General features: G+C 39.5%; 13 protein-coding genes. All 13 read right to left on the reverse strand.

The features are described 5' to 3' along the window. Positions 1–10: 10 nt before the first annotated feature. Positions 11–433 (reverse strand): methylmalonyl-CoA epimerase, encoded by a 423-nt coding sequence (gene mce, locus B1A77_RS09465; protein ID WP_060923997.1) that lies wholly within the window; start codon positions 431–433, stop codon positions 11–13. 52 nt (positions 434–485) lie between these two features. Next, on the reverse strand, positions 486–1,424 hold the full coding sequence (gene meaB / locus B1A77_RS09470) for a methylmalonyl Co-A mutase-associated GTPase MeaB (RefSeq protein WP_077708582.1): 939 nt from the start codon (positions 1,422–1,424) through the stop codon (positions 486–488). A gap of 79 nt (positions 1,425–1,503) precedes the next feature. After that, positions 1,504–1,899 (reverse strand): cobalamin B12-binding domain-containing protein, encoded by a 396-nt coding sequence (locus B1A77_RS09475; RefSeq protein ID WP_004696492.1) that lies wholly within the window; start codon positions 1,897–1,899, stop codon positions 1,504–1,506. 28 nt (positions 1,900–1,927) lie between these two features. Beyond that, positions 1,928–3,574 carry an acyl-CoA mutase large subunit family protein gene (locus B1A77_RS09480; RefSeq protein ID WP_004696495.1) on the reverse strand — a complete coding sequence of 549 codons (1,647 nt, stop codon included), beginning with the start codon at positions 3,572–3,574 and terminating at the stop codon, positions 1,928–1,930. Positions 3,575–3,602: 28 nt separating this feature from the next. Then, positions 3,603–5,108 (reverse strand): acetyl-CoA hydrolase/transferase family protein, encoded by a 1,506-nt coding sequence (locus tag B1A77_RS09485; RefSeq protein ID WP_004696497.1) that lies wholly within the window; start codon positions 5,106–5,108, stop codon positions 3,603–3,605. Between the two features lie 524 nt (positions 5,109–5,632). Next, the gene (locus B1A77_RS09490; protein ID WP_077708583.1) at positions 5,633–6,871 is read right to left on the reverse strand and encodes an O-antigen ligase family protein; all 1,239 of its coding nucleotides are present in this window, start codon (positions 6,869–6,871) and stop codon (positions 5,633–5,635) included. Between the two features lie 9 nt (positions 6,872–6,880). After that, on the reverse strand, positions 6,881–8,188 hold the full coding sequence (locus B1A77_RS09495) for a bifunctional folylpolyglutamate synthase/dihydrofolate synthase (RefSeq protein WP_077708584.1): 1,308 nt from the start codon (positions 8,186–8,188) through the stop codon (positions 6,881–6,883). 12 nt (positions 8,189–8,200) lie between these two features. Beyond that, a complete protein-coding gene (locus B1A77_RS09500) occupies positions 8,201–10,858 on the reverse strand; it encodes a valine--tRNA ligase (RefSeq protein ID WP_077708585.1) in 2,658 nt (885 codons plus the stop codon). Between the two features lie 20 nt (positions 10,859–10,878). Beyond that, complete coding sequence (gene tatC, locus B1A77_RS09505) at positions 10,879–11,769, reverse strand: twin-arginine translocase subunit TatC (RefSeq protein ID WP_021148371.1); 891 nt, start codon at positions 11,767–11,769, stop codon at positions 10,879–10,881. A gap of 1 nt (position 11,770) precedes the next feature. Then, the gene (locus B1A77_RS09510; RefSeq protein ID WP_021148372.1) at positions 11,771–12,742 is read right to left on the reverse strand and encodes a polyprenyl synthetase family protein; all 972 of its coding nucleotides are present in this window, start codon (positions 12,740–12,742) and stop codon (positions 11,771–11,773) included. Beyond that, on the reverse strand, positions 12,739–13,437 hold the full coding sequence (gene yihA, locus B1A77_RS09515; protein ID WP_008601447.1) for a ribosome biogenesis GTP-binding protein YihA/YsxC: 699 nt from the start codon (positions 13,435–13,437) through the stop codon (positions 12,739–12,741). Before yihA ends, B1A77_RS09510 begins: the two co-directional genes overlap by 4 nt. After that, the gene (gene lon, locus B1A77_RS09520) at positions 13,437–15,746 is read right to left on the reverse strand and encodes an endopeptidase La (protein WP_004696511.1); all 2,310 of its coding nucleotides are present in this window, start codon (positions 15,744–15,746) and stop codon (positions 13,437–13,439) included. Before lon ends, yihA begins: the two co-directional genes overlap by 1 nt. Positions 15,747–15,811: 65 nt before the next feature. Further along, entirely contained in the window at positions 15,812–17,065 is a 1,254-nt protein-coding gene (clpX, locus tag B1A77_RS09525) for an ATP-dependent protease ATP-binding subunit ClpX (protein ID WP_008601448.1), read from the reverse strand. Positions 17,066–17,071 lie beyond the last annotated feature (6 nt).

Genomic DNA, 17,071 nt, shown 5'->3' on the forward strand with positions numbered 1-17,071 from the left:
GGATACTGTATTATTTCATACGTTGACATAATTCAAGCAAAACACCGCCAGTTGCTTTTGGATGTAAGAATGCAATTGAGGAGCCGCCTGCACCATAACGAGGTTTTTCGTCAATCATACGAACGCCTTTAGCCATCAAATCAGCAATAGCATTTTCAATATTATCAACGCGCAATGCAACGTGTTGGATACCATCACGACCGCCATTTTTTTCGATAAATTTACCGATAGGGCCATCTGGAGTTGTAGTTTCTAAGAATTCAAGTTCAGCATCACCACAAGGGAAGAAGGATACTTTTACCTTTTGTTCTTCAACAACTTCATCTTCAGGAAGATGTTGAATACCCAATGCATTTTTATAAAATTCTTTTGTTGCTGCTAAATCATTAACACCAATACCGATGTGGTCCACTTGTAATACTTTAAAAGCCATTTTGATTATCTCCTTTTATAAGGCTAAATCTCTCATGCTATGTAGTCGCCGTCTACTTTAGCACATTTGACATAACGCCGTTAACAACTGTATATGGATCGCTCGTGCGTTCATTTACAGCTGCCACTTGGCTATTAAATTCATCGCTAGTGACTATTTTTTCCGCCACATAACGACCAATTTGCTCATTAATCATCGCGATGATTTCATCACGCGTACGTTCTGCCCGGCGAGCATCCAACTCACCAGAGTCTTCAAGATACTCAAAATGTTCATCCAAGGCTTCGATGAGTTCATCTACACCTTGATCTTTGCTGGCAACAGTACGCTTAATCGGAGGTCTCCATTTGACTTCGCGAGAATCTAGGTCAAGCATCATCTCGATTTCAACATTCAAACGATCGCAACCATCTCGGTCAGCTTTGTTGATAGCAAATACATCGCCAATTTCAAGAATACCCGCTTTGATAGCTTGGATATCATCACCGAGACCAGGAACCAGTACAACCAATGTAGTATCAGCATTTTTTACAATATCTACTTCAGATTGACCTACGCCTACAGTTTCAATAATTACTAAATCCATGCCAAAGGCATCCATGAGTTTTACAACGTCTGCAGTCTTTTTAGATAACCCACCAAGACTACCACGCGTGCCCATGCTTCGAATGAATACATTTTCATTTAATGTTAAATCATTCATTCGAATACGGTCCCCCAAGATAGCACCGCCAGAGAATGGGCTAGTTGGGTCGATGGCAACGATGCCGATTTTTTTACCTTGATCTAAATAATGTTTAACTACCTTATCGGTCAAAGTACTTTTACCAGCACCAGGGGCCCCTGTAATACCGAGAATACGTGCGTTCCCCGTTTTAGGGTAAATTGCCTTCATAATATCGATGGCATTATCATACTCGTTTTCTACAGCTGTTATGGACCGTGCTAAGGCTAGTCTAGAACCTTCAAAAAGGCCTTTAACTAAATCCATTCGCCTCACCACCTATCTTCGAATATGGGAATAGAGGGGAGCCAACTATTCGAGTTGCACCCCTCTCTGCCCCAAGCAATTATTTTACGTTTTCTTTAATAAAGTTAACGATATCGCTAGTTGGTGTGCCAGGTGTGAATACTGCCGCTACGCCAGCTTTTTTCAAGCCAGGGATATCAGCGTCAGGAATAACGCCACCACCGATTACAAGAACATCCCCCATGCCTTTTTCTTTCAAAAGTTCAACAATTTTAGGGAACAATGTATTGTGAGCACCGGAAAGAAGAGATAATGCAACTACATTAACGTCTTCAGAAAGTGCTGCTTCAACGATTTGTTCTGGTGTTTGACGAAGACCAGTGTAGATTACTTCGAAACCAGCATCGCGAAGTGCGCGTGCTACTACTTTTGCACCACGGTCATGACCATCAAGACCTGGTTTTGCTACAATTACTCTAATACGTTTTTCTGCCATGATATATTACCTCCGAAATCAGCCGATATTATAATGTGGAATGAGCTTCGTATTCACCGAATACTTCGCGCAATACATTACAAATTTCACCCAAAGTAGCATATGTTTTAACTGCTGCAAGAATTAATGGCATCAAGTTAACAGATTCGTCAGCTGCGCCAGCTTTCAAATCAGCTAAGGCTTTATCAACTGCGGCTTGATCGCGGTTAGCACGAACTGCTTGAGTTTTCTTAGATTGGTTAGCACCTACGGAAGCGTCTACGCGAAGCAAGTCTTTTGGAGCTTCTTCTTCAACTTGGAATTTGTTTACACCAACGATTGTGCGCAAGCCAGATTCAACTTCCATTTGCCATTTGTAAGCGGATTCTTGAATTTCTTTTTGGATGTAGCCTTTTTCGATTGCTACTACAGCGCCGCCCATTTCATCAATTTTCTTGATGTATGCCATAGCTTCGTCATAGATAGCGTTAGTCATAGCTTCAACATAGTAGGAACCGCCCAATGGGTCAACTACGTCAGCCAAGCCAGATTCGTAAGCCACGATTTGTTGAGTACGAAGAGCTACTTGTACAGATGCTTCTGTAGGAAGAGCCAAAGCTTCGTCACGAGAGTTTGTATGTAAGGATTGAGTACCGCCCATTACAGCAGCTGCAGTTTGAAGAGCAACACGAACGATGTTGTTATCAACTTGTTGTGCAGTCAACATGGAACCAGCTGTTTGAGTATGTACACGAAGCATCATGGATTTTGGTTTTTTTGCACCAAAACGTTCTTTCATGATTGTTGCCCATAAGCGACGAGATGCGCGGAATTTAGCAACTTCTTCAAGTACATTATTATGAGCATTCCAGAAGAAGGAAAGACGACCAGCAAATGTATCAACATCAAGACCAGCTTTCAAAGCTGCTTCTACGTATGCGATACCATCAGCAATTGTAAATGCGATTTCTTGTGCTGCTGTGGAACCTGCTTCACGGATGTGGTAACCGGAGATAGAAATTGTATTCCATTTTGGAACGTATTGAGAACAATATTCGAAGATATTAGTGATCAAACGCATAGATGGTTTTGGAGGGAAAATGTAAGTACCACGAGCTGCATATTCTTTCAAAATATCATTTTGAATAGTACCTTTCAATTCTGTGGAAGGTACACCTTGTTTTTCAGCTACTGCGATATACATTGCCAACAAAACGGATGCTGGAGCGTTGATTGTCATGGAAGTGGATACTTTGCCAAGGTCGATGCCATCGAACAAGATTTCCATATCTGCCAAAGAGTCAATCGCTACACCTACTTTACCAACTTCGCCTTCAGCCATAACATCATCAGAGTCATAACCGATTTGAGTTGGCAAGTCGAATGCACAGGAAAGACCTGTTGCACCAGATTCGATTAGGTAGCGGTAACGTTTGTTAGATTCTTCAGCTGTAGCGAAGCCTGCATACATACGCATTGTCCAGAAACGACCACGGTACATAGTAGGTTGTACGCCACGAGTATAAGGGAATTCGCCAGGCATTCCCAAATCGCGTTCATAATCAAAGCCTTCAATATCAACTGGTGTATACACACGGTTGTATTTTAAGTTTTGACGTTCTGGAGTTTTTGCGCATTTTTCGTCACAAAGTTTGTTGTACTCAGCAATTTGGGCTTTTAAGTTTTCGTAAGCCATGTTTTCATCATCCTCCTAAAAAAACAGGTTATTTTTTCATGCTTCCAGTTTCTGTGAAGCGTTTATGCCAAGAAAGAGCTTCATCAAGCAACATTGGTGTATGGGCATTCTTTGTTGCAGCTAATGCTTTTTCTAGGTATTCAGTTAACATAGGTTTGTAGTCTGGGTGAGCACATTTTTCAATAATCAAACGAGCTCTTTCCACTGGGCTCAAACCACGACAGTCAGCAACACCTTGTTCTGTACAGAAAATCATAGTGTCATGTTCTGGATGATCCACATGGGATACATATGGAACGATAGAACTGATGTCGCCATTTTTAGCAACGGAATTGGTACAGAAGATAGTGAGATATGCACTACGTGCAAAGTCACCAGAACCACCAACACCATTCATCATTTTGCTACCCATAATATGAGTAGAGTTTACATTGCCAAAAATATCAAATTCGATAGCGGTATTCATGGCAATGACACCAATACGACGAGCAATACCAGGGTTATTGGAGATTTCTTGCGGACGAAGAATAATTTTTTTACGATATTCATCAATATTCGCATAGAAACGTTTCAATCCATCTGGAGAAGGACTCAATGCAGTACCGGAACATACAGTTACTTTACCAGCATCAATCAAGTCAAACATACCGTCTTGAATTACTTCTGTATAAATAGATAAATCTGTGAAAGGCCCTTGAGCCAAGCCACTAATTACCGCATTTGCTACAGAACCTACGCCGGATTGCAATGGAAGCAAGTTTTTAGGCAAACGACCTTCTGCAATTTCTTGTTCAAAGAATTTGATAAGATGTTGACTCATTGCCTTTGCATCATCATCAATAGCAGCTAAAGGTCTTGTTGTATCAGGTACATCACTTGGAACCACAGCAATAATTTTGCTAGGATCACAAGGTATTGCTTCTGTACCGATGCGATCGCCGGCCTGTTCCAACGGAATTGGTTTACGATGTGGCGGATCCAACGGTTCATAGATATCATGCATACCAACTAAGGATAATGGTTGAGATACATTTACCTCTACGATAACCTTTTTAGCTTGACTAACAAATGTTGGAGAATTACCAACAGAGGTAGTCGGTACTAAAGAACCATCTTCGTTGATTTGACATACTTCAATTATTGCTACATCTAAATCTCCGAAAAATCCATAACGAATATTTTGTGCCATTGTGCTTAAATGCATATCGATGTATTTAACATCTCCACTATTTAAAGCCTTTCTCATATCTTTATTGGTTTGATATGGAAAGCGGCGATTAATACCATTAGCACGAGTTAACGCACCATCAGCTTCATCACCTACGGAAGCACCTGTCCACAAATCGATTTTGAATGGTTCTTTTTCCATTCGTTCTGCCAAAGCCAATGGTACAACTTTTGCATAACCCGATGGTGTAAAGCCAGAAATACCAACTTTGTCATTAGGGTTAATCAACTGAGCTGCATCATAAGCAGTGACAATTTTACCTTGCAGGTCCACATTTTTTACGCGGTCTTTGATGTCTATCACCATAACCATCTCCTTTAAGAGTAACATTGTTAAACGACAATTGAATCTCTTTGGTCTAATACGTTCCTTAAACCGACTTCATCGTAGTCCACATCCAATGTATTGTCAACTTATATGACTAAAATGTATTTTTTATCACACTCCGACTGTGCATTATGACCAAAACGCATAGGTTTTTACATTTTCACATAAGTTTTATTCACACCGATATAACTCACAGGAATTATCAATTTAATAGTATATATTGTTGTTTTTTATGTATATCGAACTATCTCAATACAACATATAGAGCCTTATCAATATAATAAAAAAATAATATATACAGAAACTGACCGCTACACCTCCTATAAAAATATAGATATACAAAAAACCGGTTTTCAAATGCAAGCAATAATGTTCAATTATTCTAACATTAGAAAACCGGTTAAATATACTTAAGCTTACCCTGCTAAGGTATGTATAAATTATACCATACTATGAAATTGTATCGCTACCATAAAACTTACTAATTATACAAAATATACCTTTTACATATGGGTCTTTGTGGAAAGTTGTACTTTCACAAAGGCCCCAACCCAGCCAAGGAGTTGCCAAAAAACAATAGTAACTTGATGGCTATAGAGCTCAAAATCAGACAATCCACTAAAAAGAACTCCGATAGCTAAAGCACCTATACCTATCTGTGCAGCTTGTCGGAACATATCCCCTTTCAAACGAACAGATGTAATAACATGACCGACGATAACTGCTAGGAATGATAGCAAGCCAGGAATACCTGTTTCAGCCAATATATTTAAATATAAATTATGGGCATGATACATTAACACATTAGGACCTTGAATGTAATAGTTATACTCTGGATAAACTAAGTAGAATGTATTCCACCCAATACCAAAGATTGGATTTTCTCGTACGATATACATTGTGCTATCCCATAGAGCCCAGCGAAGATCTGATGACGTATCATGACCTTGGAATATAGACCAAAGTCGTGAAGCAACTTCCCCTTCATAGAAGTATAGAATTAACGGTACCACTAACAAGGATAAGAATAGTCTTCGTTCTACGAAAATAGCCCAATACAGAATCATGGCCGCAAAACTAATCCAAATACCACGCGAATAGGTTAATAACATCGTTAAAAATAGTACAACACCAATGATCAGCATTGTAACAACTTCACGAGTACGATTCTCTTTCATATAAACAAGAATATAGCTAATACATACACTTAGTACCATCAACAGATAAGCCCCTAGCAAATTAGGATTTTGCAATGTAGACGCCATTCGACGCATCAATTTAGGGAATTGTGCTGCATCTACCCATTCTTTTATATGTATATTAGGAACAAATATATACTGATAGGCCCCAATAATGCATACAAGAACGGCTGTACCTAAAAAGGCACGAAGAAAATAGTTCCACTGTTTAGGTGTTCGAATATAGGTACGAACTAAATAGTACATGCCCCCACCCGCTACAATTTGGTAGAACCAGCTCTGAATAGACCAATCCCAGTTTGGGGACATTAACGACGATATACCTGTCCAGATAACAAAGATCATAACAGTCCAAGATAAATAACCTGTCGGCAAACTCAATGATTTACTAGAAATTAAATCATATAATGCCAAACCTATAGCCAACCAGAGAAGTACATCTCCTACCATTGGTTGAAGAGGCATCGCAATAACGACACCATAGATTAATCGTTCAATATAAAAGGTAAGTCGTTTCTGATTAGGAATAAGTGAGAGTTCCATATTCTCACCTCAATGACTCATCTCATGGAAAAACCACTGACGAGCATCCCCTAGAATATATAAAGAACCACATACAGCAATGATATCACCAGTCTTTGTATGTTTGTATGCCAATGCTAATGCAGCCTCAACAGATTCTGCAGTTTGAGCCGTCACCTTAGGTACAGTACGGCGAATCACTTCAACCAAGTTTTCAGGTACCTCTGTTCTATCTGTTGGTGCAGGTACAACGAGGACTGTGTCGCCAGATTTAACCACTTCACGAATAATAGCCTCTTGGTCTTTATCTTTAAGGATAGCCACTACCACCGTTTTCGGTGTGTCCTTAAATAGTTCATTGTACGTCATGGCAAAAGACTCAGCCCCTGCCGCATTGTGAGCACCGTCAAATATAAAGGTACAATCTAAGCCTCGTTTAACTTCAAAGCGCCCCGCCCACGTAGTGCGGGCAAATCCTTCACGCATCGTTTCTTCACTGATGTTCGTATCCTCTTTCATCAACAGGCGTACGGCCATCAATGCACAAGCAAGATTTACAGATTGGTGAATGCCAGCCATCGTCGTAAACAGCATAGCAGGTACAGCATCGTTAGAACTAACCGTAATCATTTGACCACCCGTTACAGCGCTGCGGCTATCGATACCAAAATCTTTATTAAAAACATAAAGCTTAGCATGTTGTTTTTTAGCTACGTCCTCAATAACATTAAGAGGTGTATCTTGTGCAGCTGTCACTACAGGCACTTTAGATTTGATAATCCCCGCTTTATGGCGTGCAATTTCCTCGACAGTATCACCACAATATGCTTGATGATCTATTGTTACATTAGTAATAACAGATACTTTTGGAGTCACGATATTAGTAGAATCTAGTAAGCCACCTAAACCAACTTCTACTACAGCATAGTCGACACCTTGATCCTTAAAGAATAAAAATGCGGCAGCTGTTAATATTTCAAATTGTGTTGGCGCTTCTATTCCATTACTAATAATAGTATCTACTGCAATCTTTACGCGACTAATTAATTTTCCAAAGGCTTCCTCTGTTATATTTCCATCATTAATTTGAATACGCTCCGTATAGGATTGAAGGTGAGGCGATGTAAATCGCCCCACCCGTAATCCACTTGTAAACAGTGCGTAGGAAATATATGAGGTAACCGAGCCCTTACCATTTGTACCTGTAACATGAACAATTTTATAATCTTCTTGTGGATTCCCTAACACATCCATAAGAGCCGTAATTCGTTCAAGGCCAGGTTTAATACCAAATGAAGATGCCTGCTCCAAATAGGCTAAGGCCTCCTGATATGTCATATAAACCTCCTATTATAAGGTTTCAAGGAACGCTTCACGTTCCAATAACGCTTGTTGTTTTTGTTTATATTCTTCTAACTTTTCTTTTTCTTTTGCTACTACAGCTTCAGGAGCTTTTGCTAAGAAGCCTTGGTTAGACAATTTACCTTCCAAACGAGAAATTTCTTTTTCCATTTGGATTTTTTCCTTTGCAATACGCTCTCTTTCTTTTTCACCGTCAATCAAGTCTTTAAGTAAGAGATATACTTCCATACCATTGACAACGGTTACAGTCGCATTTTCTGGTTTTGGATCATCGGTACTAAGAATTGTTACTTTCTCAGCCCAAGCCAATGTTACGAAGTAGTCACTATGTTCTGCTACAGTTTTAGCTAATGCTTCATCTGTTGGCGCTACGATAACCTCAGCTTTTTTACCTAAAGGCACATTCATTTCAGCACGCATGTTACGAATACCTTTGATAGCATCCATCATAACTTCCATTTGACGTGCTGCCCCTTCAAGATTATCGAATTTCAATGCTTCAGGCCATTTAGTAACAACGATGCTGTCCCCTTCATGTGGCAAATGTTGCCAAATATGTTCAGTTACGAACGGCATGAATGGATGTAATAATTCGAGCATATGACGTAAGATTGTTACAAGTAAATATTGAACTGTATGACGATCACGTTCGTCGCTTTCACTATACAAACGAGGTTTCGCTAATTCAATGTACCAATCGCAGTACGTATTCCAAATGAAATCATATACGGAACTTGCAGCTTCACCAAGTTCGAATTTATCGAGATTAGATGTTACGCTTTGTACTGTTTCATTGTATTTCTGAACAATCCATTGGTCTGCTAATGTCAAATCATCTGCTGTTGGAACGAAACTTTCATCATAATTTGTAAGGTTCATCAATACAAATTTTGATGCATTCCAAATCTTATTGGCGAAGTTACGGTTAGCCTCAACACGTTCCATGTAGAAACGCATATCGTTACCAGGTGTATTGCCTGTTACAAGGGTAAAACGTAATGCATCAGCACCATATTGATCAATTACATCAAGAGGATTGATACCATTACCCAAGGATTTACTCATTTTACGGCCCTGGCTGTCGCGAACAAGGCCATGAATAAATACATGTTTAAATGGAATTTCATGTTCAAACTCTAGAGCCATAAAGATCATACGAGCAACCCAAAAGAAGATGATATCGTAACCAGTTACAAGCACACTTGTTGGATACCATTGTTTAAGTTCTGGAGTTTGCTTAGGCCAACCCATTGTGGCAAACGGCCATAAACCAGAGCTAAACCATGTATCAAGAACATCTGGATCTTGTGTAACATGACCGTGGCAATGAGGACATTCTGTAATATCTTCACGGCTAACGATAGTTTCACCACAGTCATCACAATACCATGCAGGAATGCGATGGCCCCACCACAATTGACGAGAAATCGTCCAATCGCGGATATTTTCAAGCCAGTTCACATATGTTTTTGTAAAACGTTCAGGAACGAACTCTACTTCGTGGTCTTTAACAACCTTAAGAGCTGGCTCTGCCAATGGTTTCATATCTACGAACCATTGTTTAGATACCATTGGTTCGATGATTGTATTACAACGGGAGCAATGACCTACTGCATGGTCATGATCATCAATTTTTTCAAGTAGGCCTAATTCTTTGAGTTCTGCTACTACTTGTTTACGCGCTTCTTCACGAGGTAAGCCATTAAATTTGCCAGCACCTTCATTCATTGTTGCATCATTGTTCATAACAACGATGGATTCCAAATTATGACGTTGGCCCATTTCAAAGTCATTAGGGTCATGAGCAGGTGTAATTTTTACACAGCCTGTACCGAAGCTAGCATCTACATAGTCATCGGCAATTACAGGAATTTCTCGATTAACAAATGGCAAGATCAATGTTTTACCAATGAGATCTTTATAACGATCATCATCAGGATTTACTGCTACTGCTACGTCACCAAACATTGTTTCTGGACGAGTTGTAGCAACAACAACAAAACGATTATCATCACCTTTTACAGGATATTTAATATGCCATAAATGGCCATGTTCGTCTTCATGCTCAACTTCAACATCAGATAACGCAGTGGCACAACGAGGACACCAGTTGATGATGCGTTCACCGCGATAGATCAAACCTTTTTCATAAAGGCTTACAAATACTTCGCGCACTGCATGGTAATACCCTTCATCCAAAGTAAATCGCTCACGGTTCCAATCACAGGATGCGCCAAGGCTACGGATTTGTTTTACAATAGTATCACCATATTCTTTTTTCCATTCCCACACGCGCTCTACGAATTTTTCACGGCCCAAATCATAGCGAGATTTTCCTTCTTCTTTAGCAAGCATCTCTTCTACTTTGATTTGTGTAGCAATACCAGCGTGGTCTGTACCTGGCATCCACAATACATTGTAGCCTTGCATGCGTTTGAAACGGATGAGGATGTCTTGTAATGTGTTATCAAGGGCATGCCCCATATGCAACATACCAGTTACATTAGGAGGTGGTAATACGATACTAAATGGCTCTTTATTCGTGTCTACTTCTTCGTGAAAGTATCCTTGATTTTCCCAATAAGAATACCATTTGCCTTCTATTTCACCAGGATTATATGTGGTTAAATTTTCGTAGGTTTTCATCGTTCCTCCTAAAAGACTCCTTAGCGCTTCATAATTTTAGCCAATACAAATAGGCTTGTTTCATATAGCAATATCATAGGTAATGCAATCATCGTTTGCGAGAACATATCCGGTGTAGGTGAAATGACAGCACCTATGATAAAGGATATAAGAATAAATATCTTTCGCTTCGTTTTTAAAAAGCGTGATGTAATTAAGTTGAAATATCCCAAAATAATTAAGATCAACGGCAACTCAAAGATAAATCCAAAGGGCAGTACAAAGGATAATACAAAGTCCATATACTGACCAATAGAAAACATCGGCTGTAATTCATCTGTAGCAAAGCCCATAAAGAACTTCACTGCTGCAGGCAATACGAGAAAATAAGAAAATACAATACCTATCCCGAATAGACCAATTGCTACTGGTAAGATCCAGTTAGATAGCTGCTTTTCTCGCACAGTTAGTGCAGGCTTAACAAATAGCCAAATCTGATGCAATATAATGGGAGCGGCTATGACTAAGCCACCTACAACAGACACCTTCATATATGTAAAAAATGCTTCAGTAGGTCTCATATAATAGAGCTTGCCAGCCGGTTTTAGGAGTATTTCCAATAATAAGTCTACATAATAATAAGAAATACAAGTTCCCACAATAACCGCTACAGCTATTATAATCAATCGTTTTCGCAGCTCTGAAAGATGTCCTACAAGGGACAATTCCCTTGCTTCATCCATCATCTTCTGCTCTATAGCCGTATAAACTGGTTCATCTTCCACATCCTCAGAAATGTGTTGAGTTGCCACCTTATATCGTTCTTGCTCAGACTTTTGTTCTGCTTCACGCCTTTTTTGACGAACTACACTATCAAAAGAAGGTTTTTGCATGGGATATTCGAAATCCGATTTTGGTTCGAATGGTTCCATATTATACCTTTCTATCAGCCAGATTTTCTACAGCCATCACAAGAAATTCCTTCCCTGGGAAATCACGCACTGCAGCGAGTGCCGCTAGAGCATCTTTACAATATTTATCAGCTACAGCTAATGTATTATCAATTCCACCTTGAGCAATAACATAATCAATAATGTCTTGCTCATTACCACCATTATTTAAGCCTTTAATCTCTTCAAGCAATTTATCTTTATTACCATCGTTAACGATGCTTAATAACGGATACGTCAATAGTCCCTCTCGAAGATCATTCCCTACAGGCTTTCCCGTTGTTTCCGCTGTTTCACGATAATCCATAATATCGTCTGTAATTTGGAATGCCATGCCTAATGCATGACCATATTTTTTCAACTCTATGATTTCATCCTCTTGCCAATCTCCTAAGAGACCACCAAGCTCCATACAGCCTTCCATGAAGTCTGCTGTTTTCTTTTGCGTCTTTGTCATATAACGCTCTATGCCTTGATCGATGCGATATACATCTTCCATTTGCATGAACTCACCTTCTACGAGGCATGTAATAATATGAGAGAATACTTGAAGATACTTCATATTCGTCATTTCAGATACGATTTTAAATGCTTTAGCAAATAAATAATCACCACTAAGGATAGCTACCTTATTGCCTTTATGCATGTGAATTGTATCCTCCCCACGGCGAATTTCAGCTTGATCTAAAACATCGTCATGGATAAGTGTTGCTAAATGAAGCATTTCAACAGCCTCAGCAATTTTAATGCGTTGACGCTCTATAGATGTACCTGCATTAGCAATCAATAGACACAATTGAGCGCGCAAACGCTTACCACCTGCTGCTGATAACGGTCGAATCAGTGCATTGAAGTCCTCTGCACCGGTATTAAAAGATGATGCAAGAGACTCTTCGACACGCTCTAAATCTAGAGCAATGCGTTCCATAATCTCTAATTCGTTCGTTTGACTCATGCTTCATCTCCTACCAAAATTTTATTGATTCGTTGTTGTAAAAGCTCACGTCCAGTATGCTTTAAAGAGCTGTACAAAATCGGCGGGGTAGCCGTTGGATATAGCTCTTTAATAATAGACAAGTTTGCAGACTTTTCTTTAGCCGTCAATTTATCGGCCTTGGTCACTACAATTTGTAACGGAACACCGGCTTCGACGAGCCAATCAAAGGCCACCTTATCAATGGCCATTTCAGGATGGCGACCATCGATAAGTAAACACAACAACATCAATCGTTCAGAATGTAAAATATAATCGGCAATAAAGGAAGACCACAGATTGCGGTTTCCTTTATTTGTCTTTGCAAAACCATAACCAGGAAGGTCCACGAGAAACCAGTTATATCTGCGTTCCTCGGTGTCAGAAATATCCTCTTTTGATTCAATATCAAAGTAGTTTATCGTCTTAGTCTTACCTGGCTGACCACTAACGAGGGCTAACCCACGATAGTTACATAAAGAATTAATCAACGAAGACTTGCCCACATTAGAGCGTCCAAGGAAGGCGATTTCTACGGTATCCCCTTCAGGATATTGATCCGCCTTCACACAGGAAGTATTATATTTTGCAGCTATAATACGAGGCCCCTTTGGTTCTTTTCGTGTATATTGTGGTTTTGGGCCCATTGGTTTAGTGGATTTTTTCTTCTTTTGCATTACACAAGTGCCTTTGCTAATACTTCATCCATTGTCTTAACTGGCGTAATGATGAGTCCTTCTTTCACAATGTCAGGTAATTCTGCAATATCCTTTTCATTGCCTTTTGGAATCAACACCTCTTTAATACCATGAGACAAGGCTGCTAATAATTTTTCTTTTAAGCCGCCTATTGGTAATACGCGGCCACGCAATGTGATTTCACCAGTCATGGCAATATCAGAACGAACCTTGCGGTTAGTCAAAATAGATACCATAGCTAATGTCATTGTAATACCTGCTGAAGGACCATCTTTAGGGGTTGCCCCTTCTGGCAAGTGAACGTGAATATCAAGCTTTTTATAAAAATCTTCTTCAATCTTTAAAGCTTTTGCATTATGGCGAATATAACTCATAGCCGCTTGACCAGACTCTTGCATAACCTTGCCGAGACTACCAGTTAAAGCCAATTTACCGGTACCATTCATAGTTGTAGCTTCACATGGTAATACTACACCACCAACAGATGTCCAAGCTAATCCATTTACATAGCCAACTTGTGCTTTCTTTTCTCGCTCTTGGTCAACAAAGATTGGTGCGCCTAAGAATTCGTGAAGATTCTTAGTAGTGACTTTTGGTGCGTCTCCGCCTTCTTCAACTACTTTGAAAGCAATCTTACGGCAAATCTTAGCAATTGTTTTCTCTAAAGTACGAACACCTGCTTCGCGAGTATATTCGGAAATTACCTTTCTTAACACAGCATCAGATAATTTAACCTTGTAATCTTCAAGGCCATTTTTCTTAATTTGCTTAGGTGTTAAGTAACGCTTAGCAATTTCTAGTTTTTCTTCTTCCATATAGCTGGACAACTCAATAATTTCCATACGATCTAACAATGGACCAGGAATATTAGATGCTACATTAGCCGTAGTAATCCAGAAAACTTCAGAGAAGTCGAACGGTACTTCGATAAAGTGATCACTAAATGTGCTATTTTGTTCTGGATCCAATACTTCTAATAACGCTGAAGATGGATCACCTTTATAATCAGATGCTAATTTATCAATTTCATCCAATAAAAATACAGGATTCTTAGTACCTACATTTTTTAACCCCTGAATCATACGACCAGGTAAAGCACCAATATAAGTACGTCGATGTCCACGAATTTCAGCTTCATCACGAACACCACCTAAGGATGCACGGATAAACTTACGATTCATTGCTTTAGCAATAGAGGTAGCCAAAGAGGTTTTACCAACGCCTGGTGGGCCTACTAAACAAAGAATAGAGCCACTATTTTTACCAGTTAATTTACGAACCGCTAAAAATTCTAAAATGCGTTTCTTAACCTTTTCAAGGCCATAATGATCGGCCTCGAGCATAGCATGAGCGCCCTTAATATCTAAACGGTCTTCCGTTAATTCGTTCCACGGTAATGCCAATACCCAATCTAGGTAATTGCGCAAAATTGTTGCTTCCGGCATCAATTGAGGCATGCGGCTGTAACGAGAAATTTCTTTATCAATACGCGTATGTACGTCTTCACTTAGATTAAGTGCTTTTAACTTAACTCGTAGTTCTTCTGCCTCCTCCTCGGGATCCCCTTTATCACCCAACTCATCGTGGATAACGCGGATTTTTTCGCGCAAGAAATATTCCTTCTGCGCTTTTTCCATAGATTGACGCACTTGATTATTGATGGAATTTTCCAAATCAGAGATTTGTAATTCCATATTTAAAATGCCTACAATCATGTTAAGACGACGAGCCACAGATAATTCTTCAAGTAACTCTTGACGTTTCAAATTATTAATAGGCAATAGAAATGCAACTTGGTCAGCTAATTCACAAGGATTGCGTAATTCCATAACGCGCGTTACACCTTCATCAGTAACTGATTTAGCTTCTTCTGCCCATTCGCCAAATTTAGCTTGAACCAAACGACGATAAGCTTCAAGCTCTACATCGTCTTCAAATTCAGACGCCACTCGTTCATAGTCTCCTATATAATAAGGGTCCATGCTAGTAATATTCATAAGACGAATACGAGTGATGCCCTCTACAAGAACACGTACTATACCACCTGGTAAGCGCAACATTTGTTTAATTTTTACTAATGTACCCATTTGGGCTAAATCATGAACTGTTGGCGCATCTACAGCATCATCTTTTTGAGTTACGACAGCTAAAATGCGGTCCTCATTCATTGCGGCTTCCACCGCCTTAATGGATTTGTCTCGACCGATATCGAGGTGAATCACGATATTCGGGTATACTACCATGCCTCTGAGAGGTACGGTAGGGATCCCAACTTCGAGTAAATTCATACTTCCTCCAGGTATATATATTATGAAAAGAAACTCATTCCTACACAGAAATGAGTTTCTTCGAATTACGATTTCAACTGGATGTCTTGGTCTGCCTCATTTTTGAGTATAGGTTCACCTGTGCTTAATACGGATTCACGATTCACAATGCACTTAGTTACTTCCGGCATGGAAGGAACCTCAAACATTACGCGTTTCATCACCTTTTCAATGATAGCACGCAAACCACGAGCACCTGTTTTTCGCTGTAATGCTTCATCAGCGATTTCTTCTAATGCATCTTCAGTGAAAGTTAATTCTACACCATCAAGGGATAGAATTTTTTCATATTGTTTTGTTAATGCATTTTTAGGCTTTGTCAAAATTTGAATTAACGCATCTCTGTCTAATTGATCTAATGTCACCATTACTGGCAAACGTCCAATAAACTCAGGAATCAAGCCAAATTTTAATAAATCTTCAGGTACAACATCTTTTAAGATAGCCGATACATTGCGTTCTTCTTTACGCTGTACATCTGCACCAAAGCCAAGTGTTTTCTTAGCGGTACGCTTAGTAATAACCTTATCCATACCATCAAATGCACCACCACAAATAAAGAGAATATTCGTAGTGTCAATTTGAAGCATTTCTTGATTAGGATGCTTCCTACCACCTTGTGGGGGAACAGAAGCGACAGTACCTTCTAAGATTTTAAGCAATGCTTGTTGTACGCCTTCACCAGACACATCACGTGTAATGGAAGGGTTCTCAGACTTACGAGCAATCTTATCAATTTCATCGATATAGATAATGCCACGTTCAGCCCGAGCTATATCATAATCTGCAGCTTGGATAATTTTGAGTAAGATGTTTTCTACATCTTCCCCTACATACCCAGCCTCAGTTAAGCTTGTAGCATCTGCAATAGCAAATGGTACTTCTAGCATTTTCGCTAAGGTTTGAGCCAATAGTGTTTTACCACTACCAGTAGGACCAATGAATAAAACATTAGCCTTTTGTAATTCTACATCATCAACTACATTATCTGTTTGTAAACGTTTGTAGTGATTATATACAGCCACGGCTAAAGAGATTTTAGCATCATCTTGACCAATGACATATTCGTCAAGATGAGCTTTAATTTCTCTAGGCGTTGGCAATTCTTTTAAATTGAAGTCGTCCGTCTCAACCGCACCCAACTCATCTGCAATGATGCGTTCACAAACTTCAACGCATTCATCACAAATATACACGTTAGGCCCCGCCACTAATTTGCGGACTTCTTCGCTTGTGCGTCCACAAAAACTGCAGCGCATAGTGTCTTTATCTTTTGCCAAGGGGCG

The sequence above is a fragment of the Veillonella parvula genome, assembly GCF_002005185.1.
Lineage (GTDB): Bacteria > Bacillota > Negativicutes > Veillonellales > Veillonellaceae > Veillonella > Veillonella parvula_M.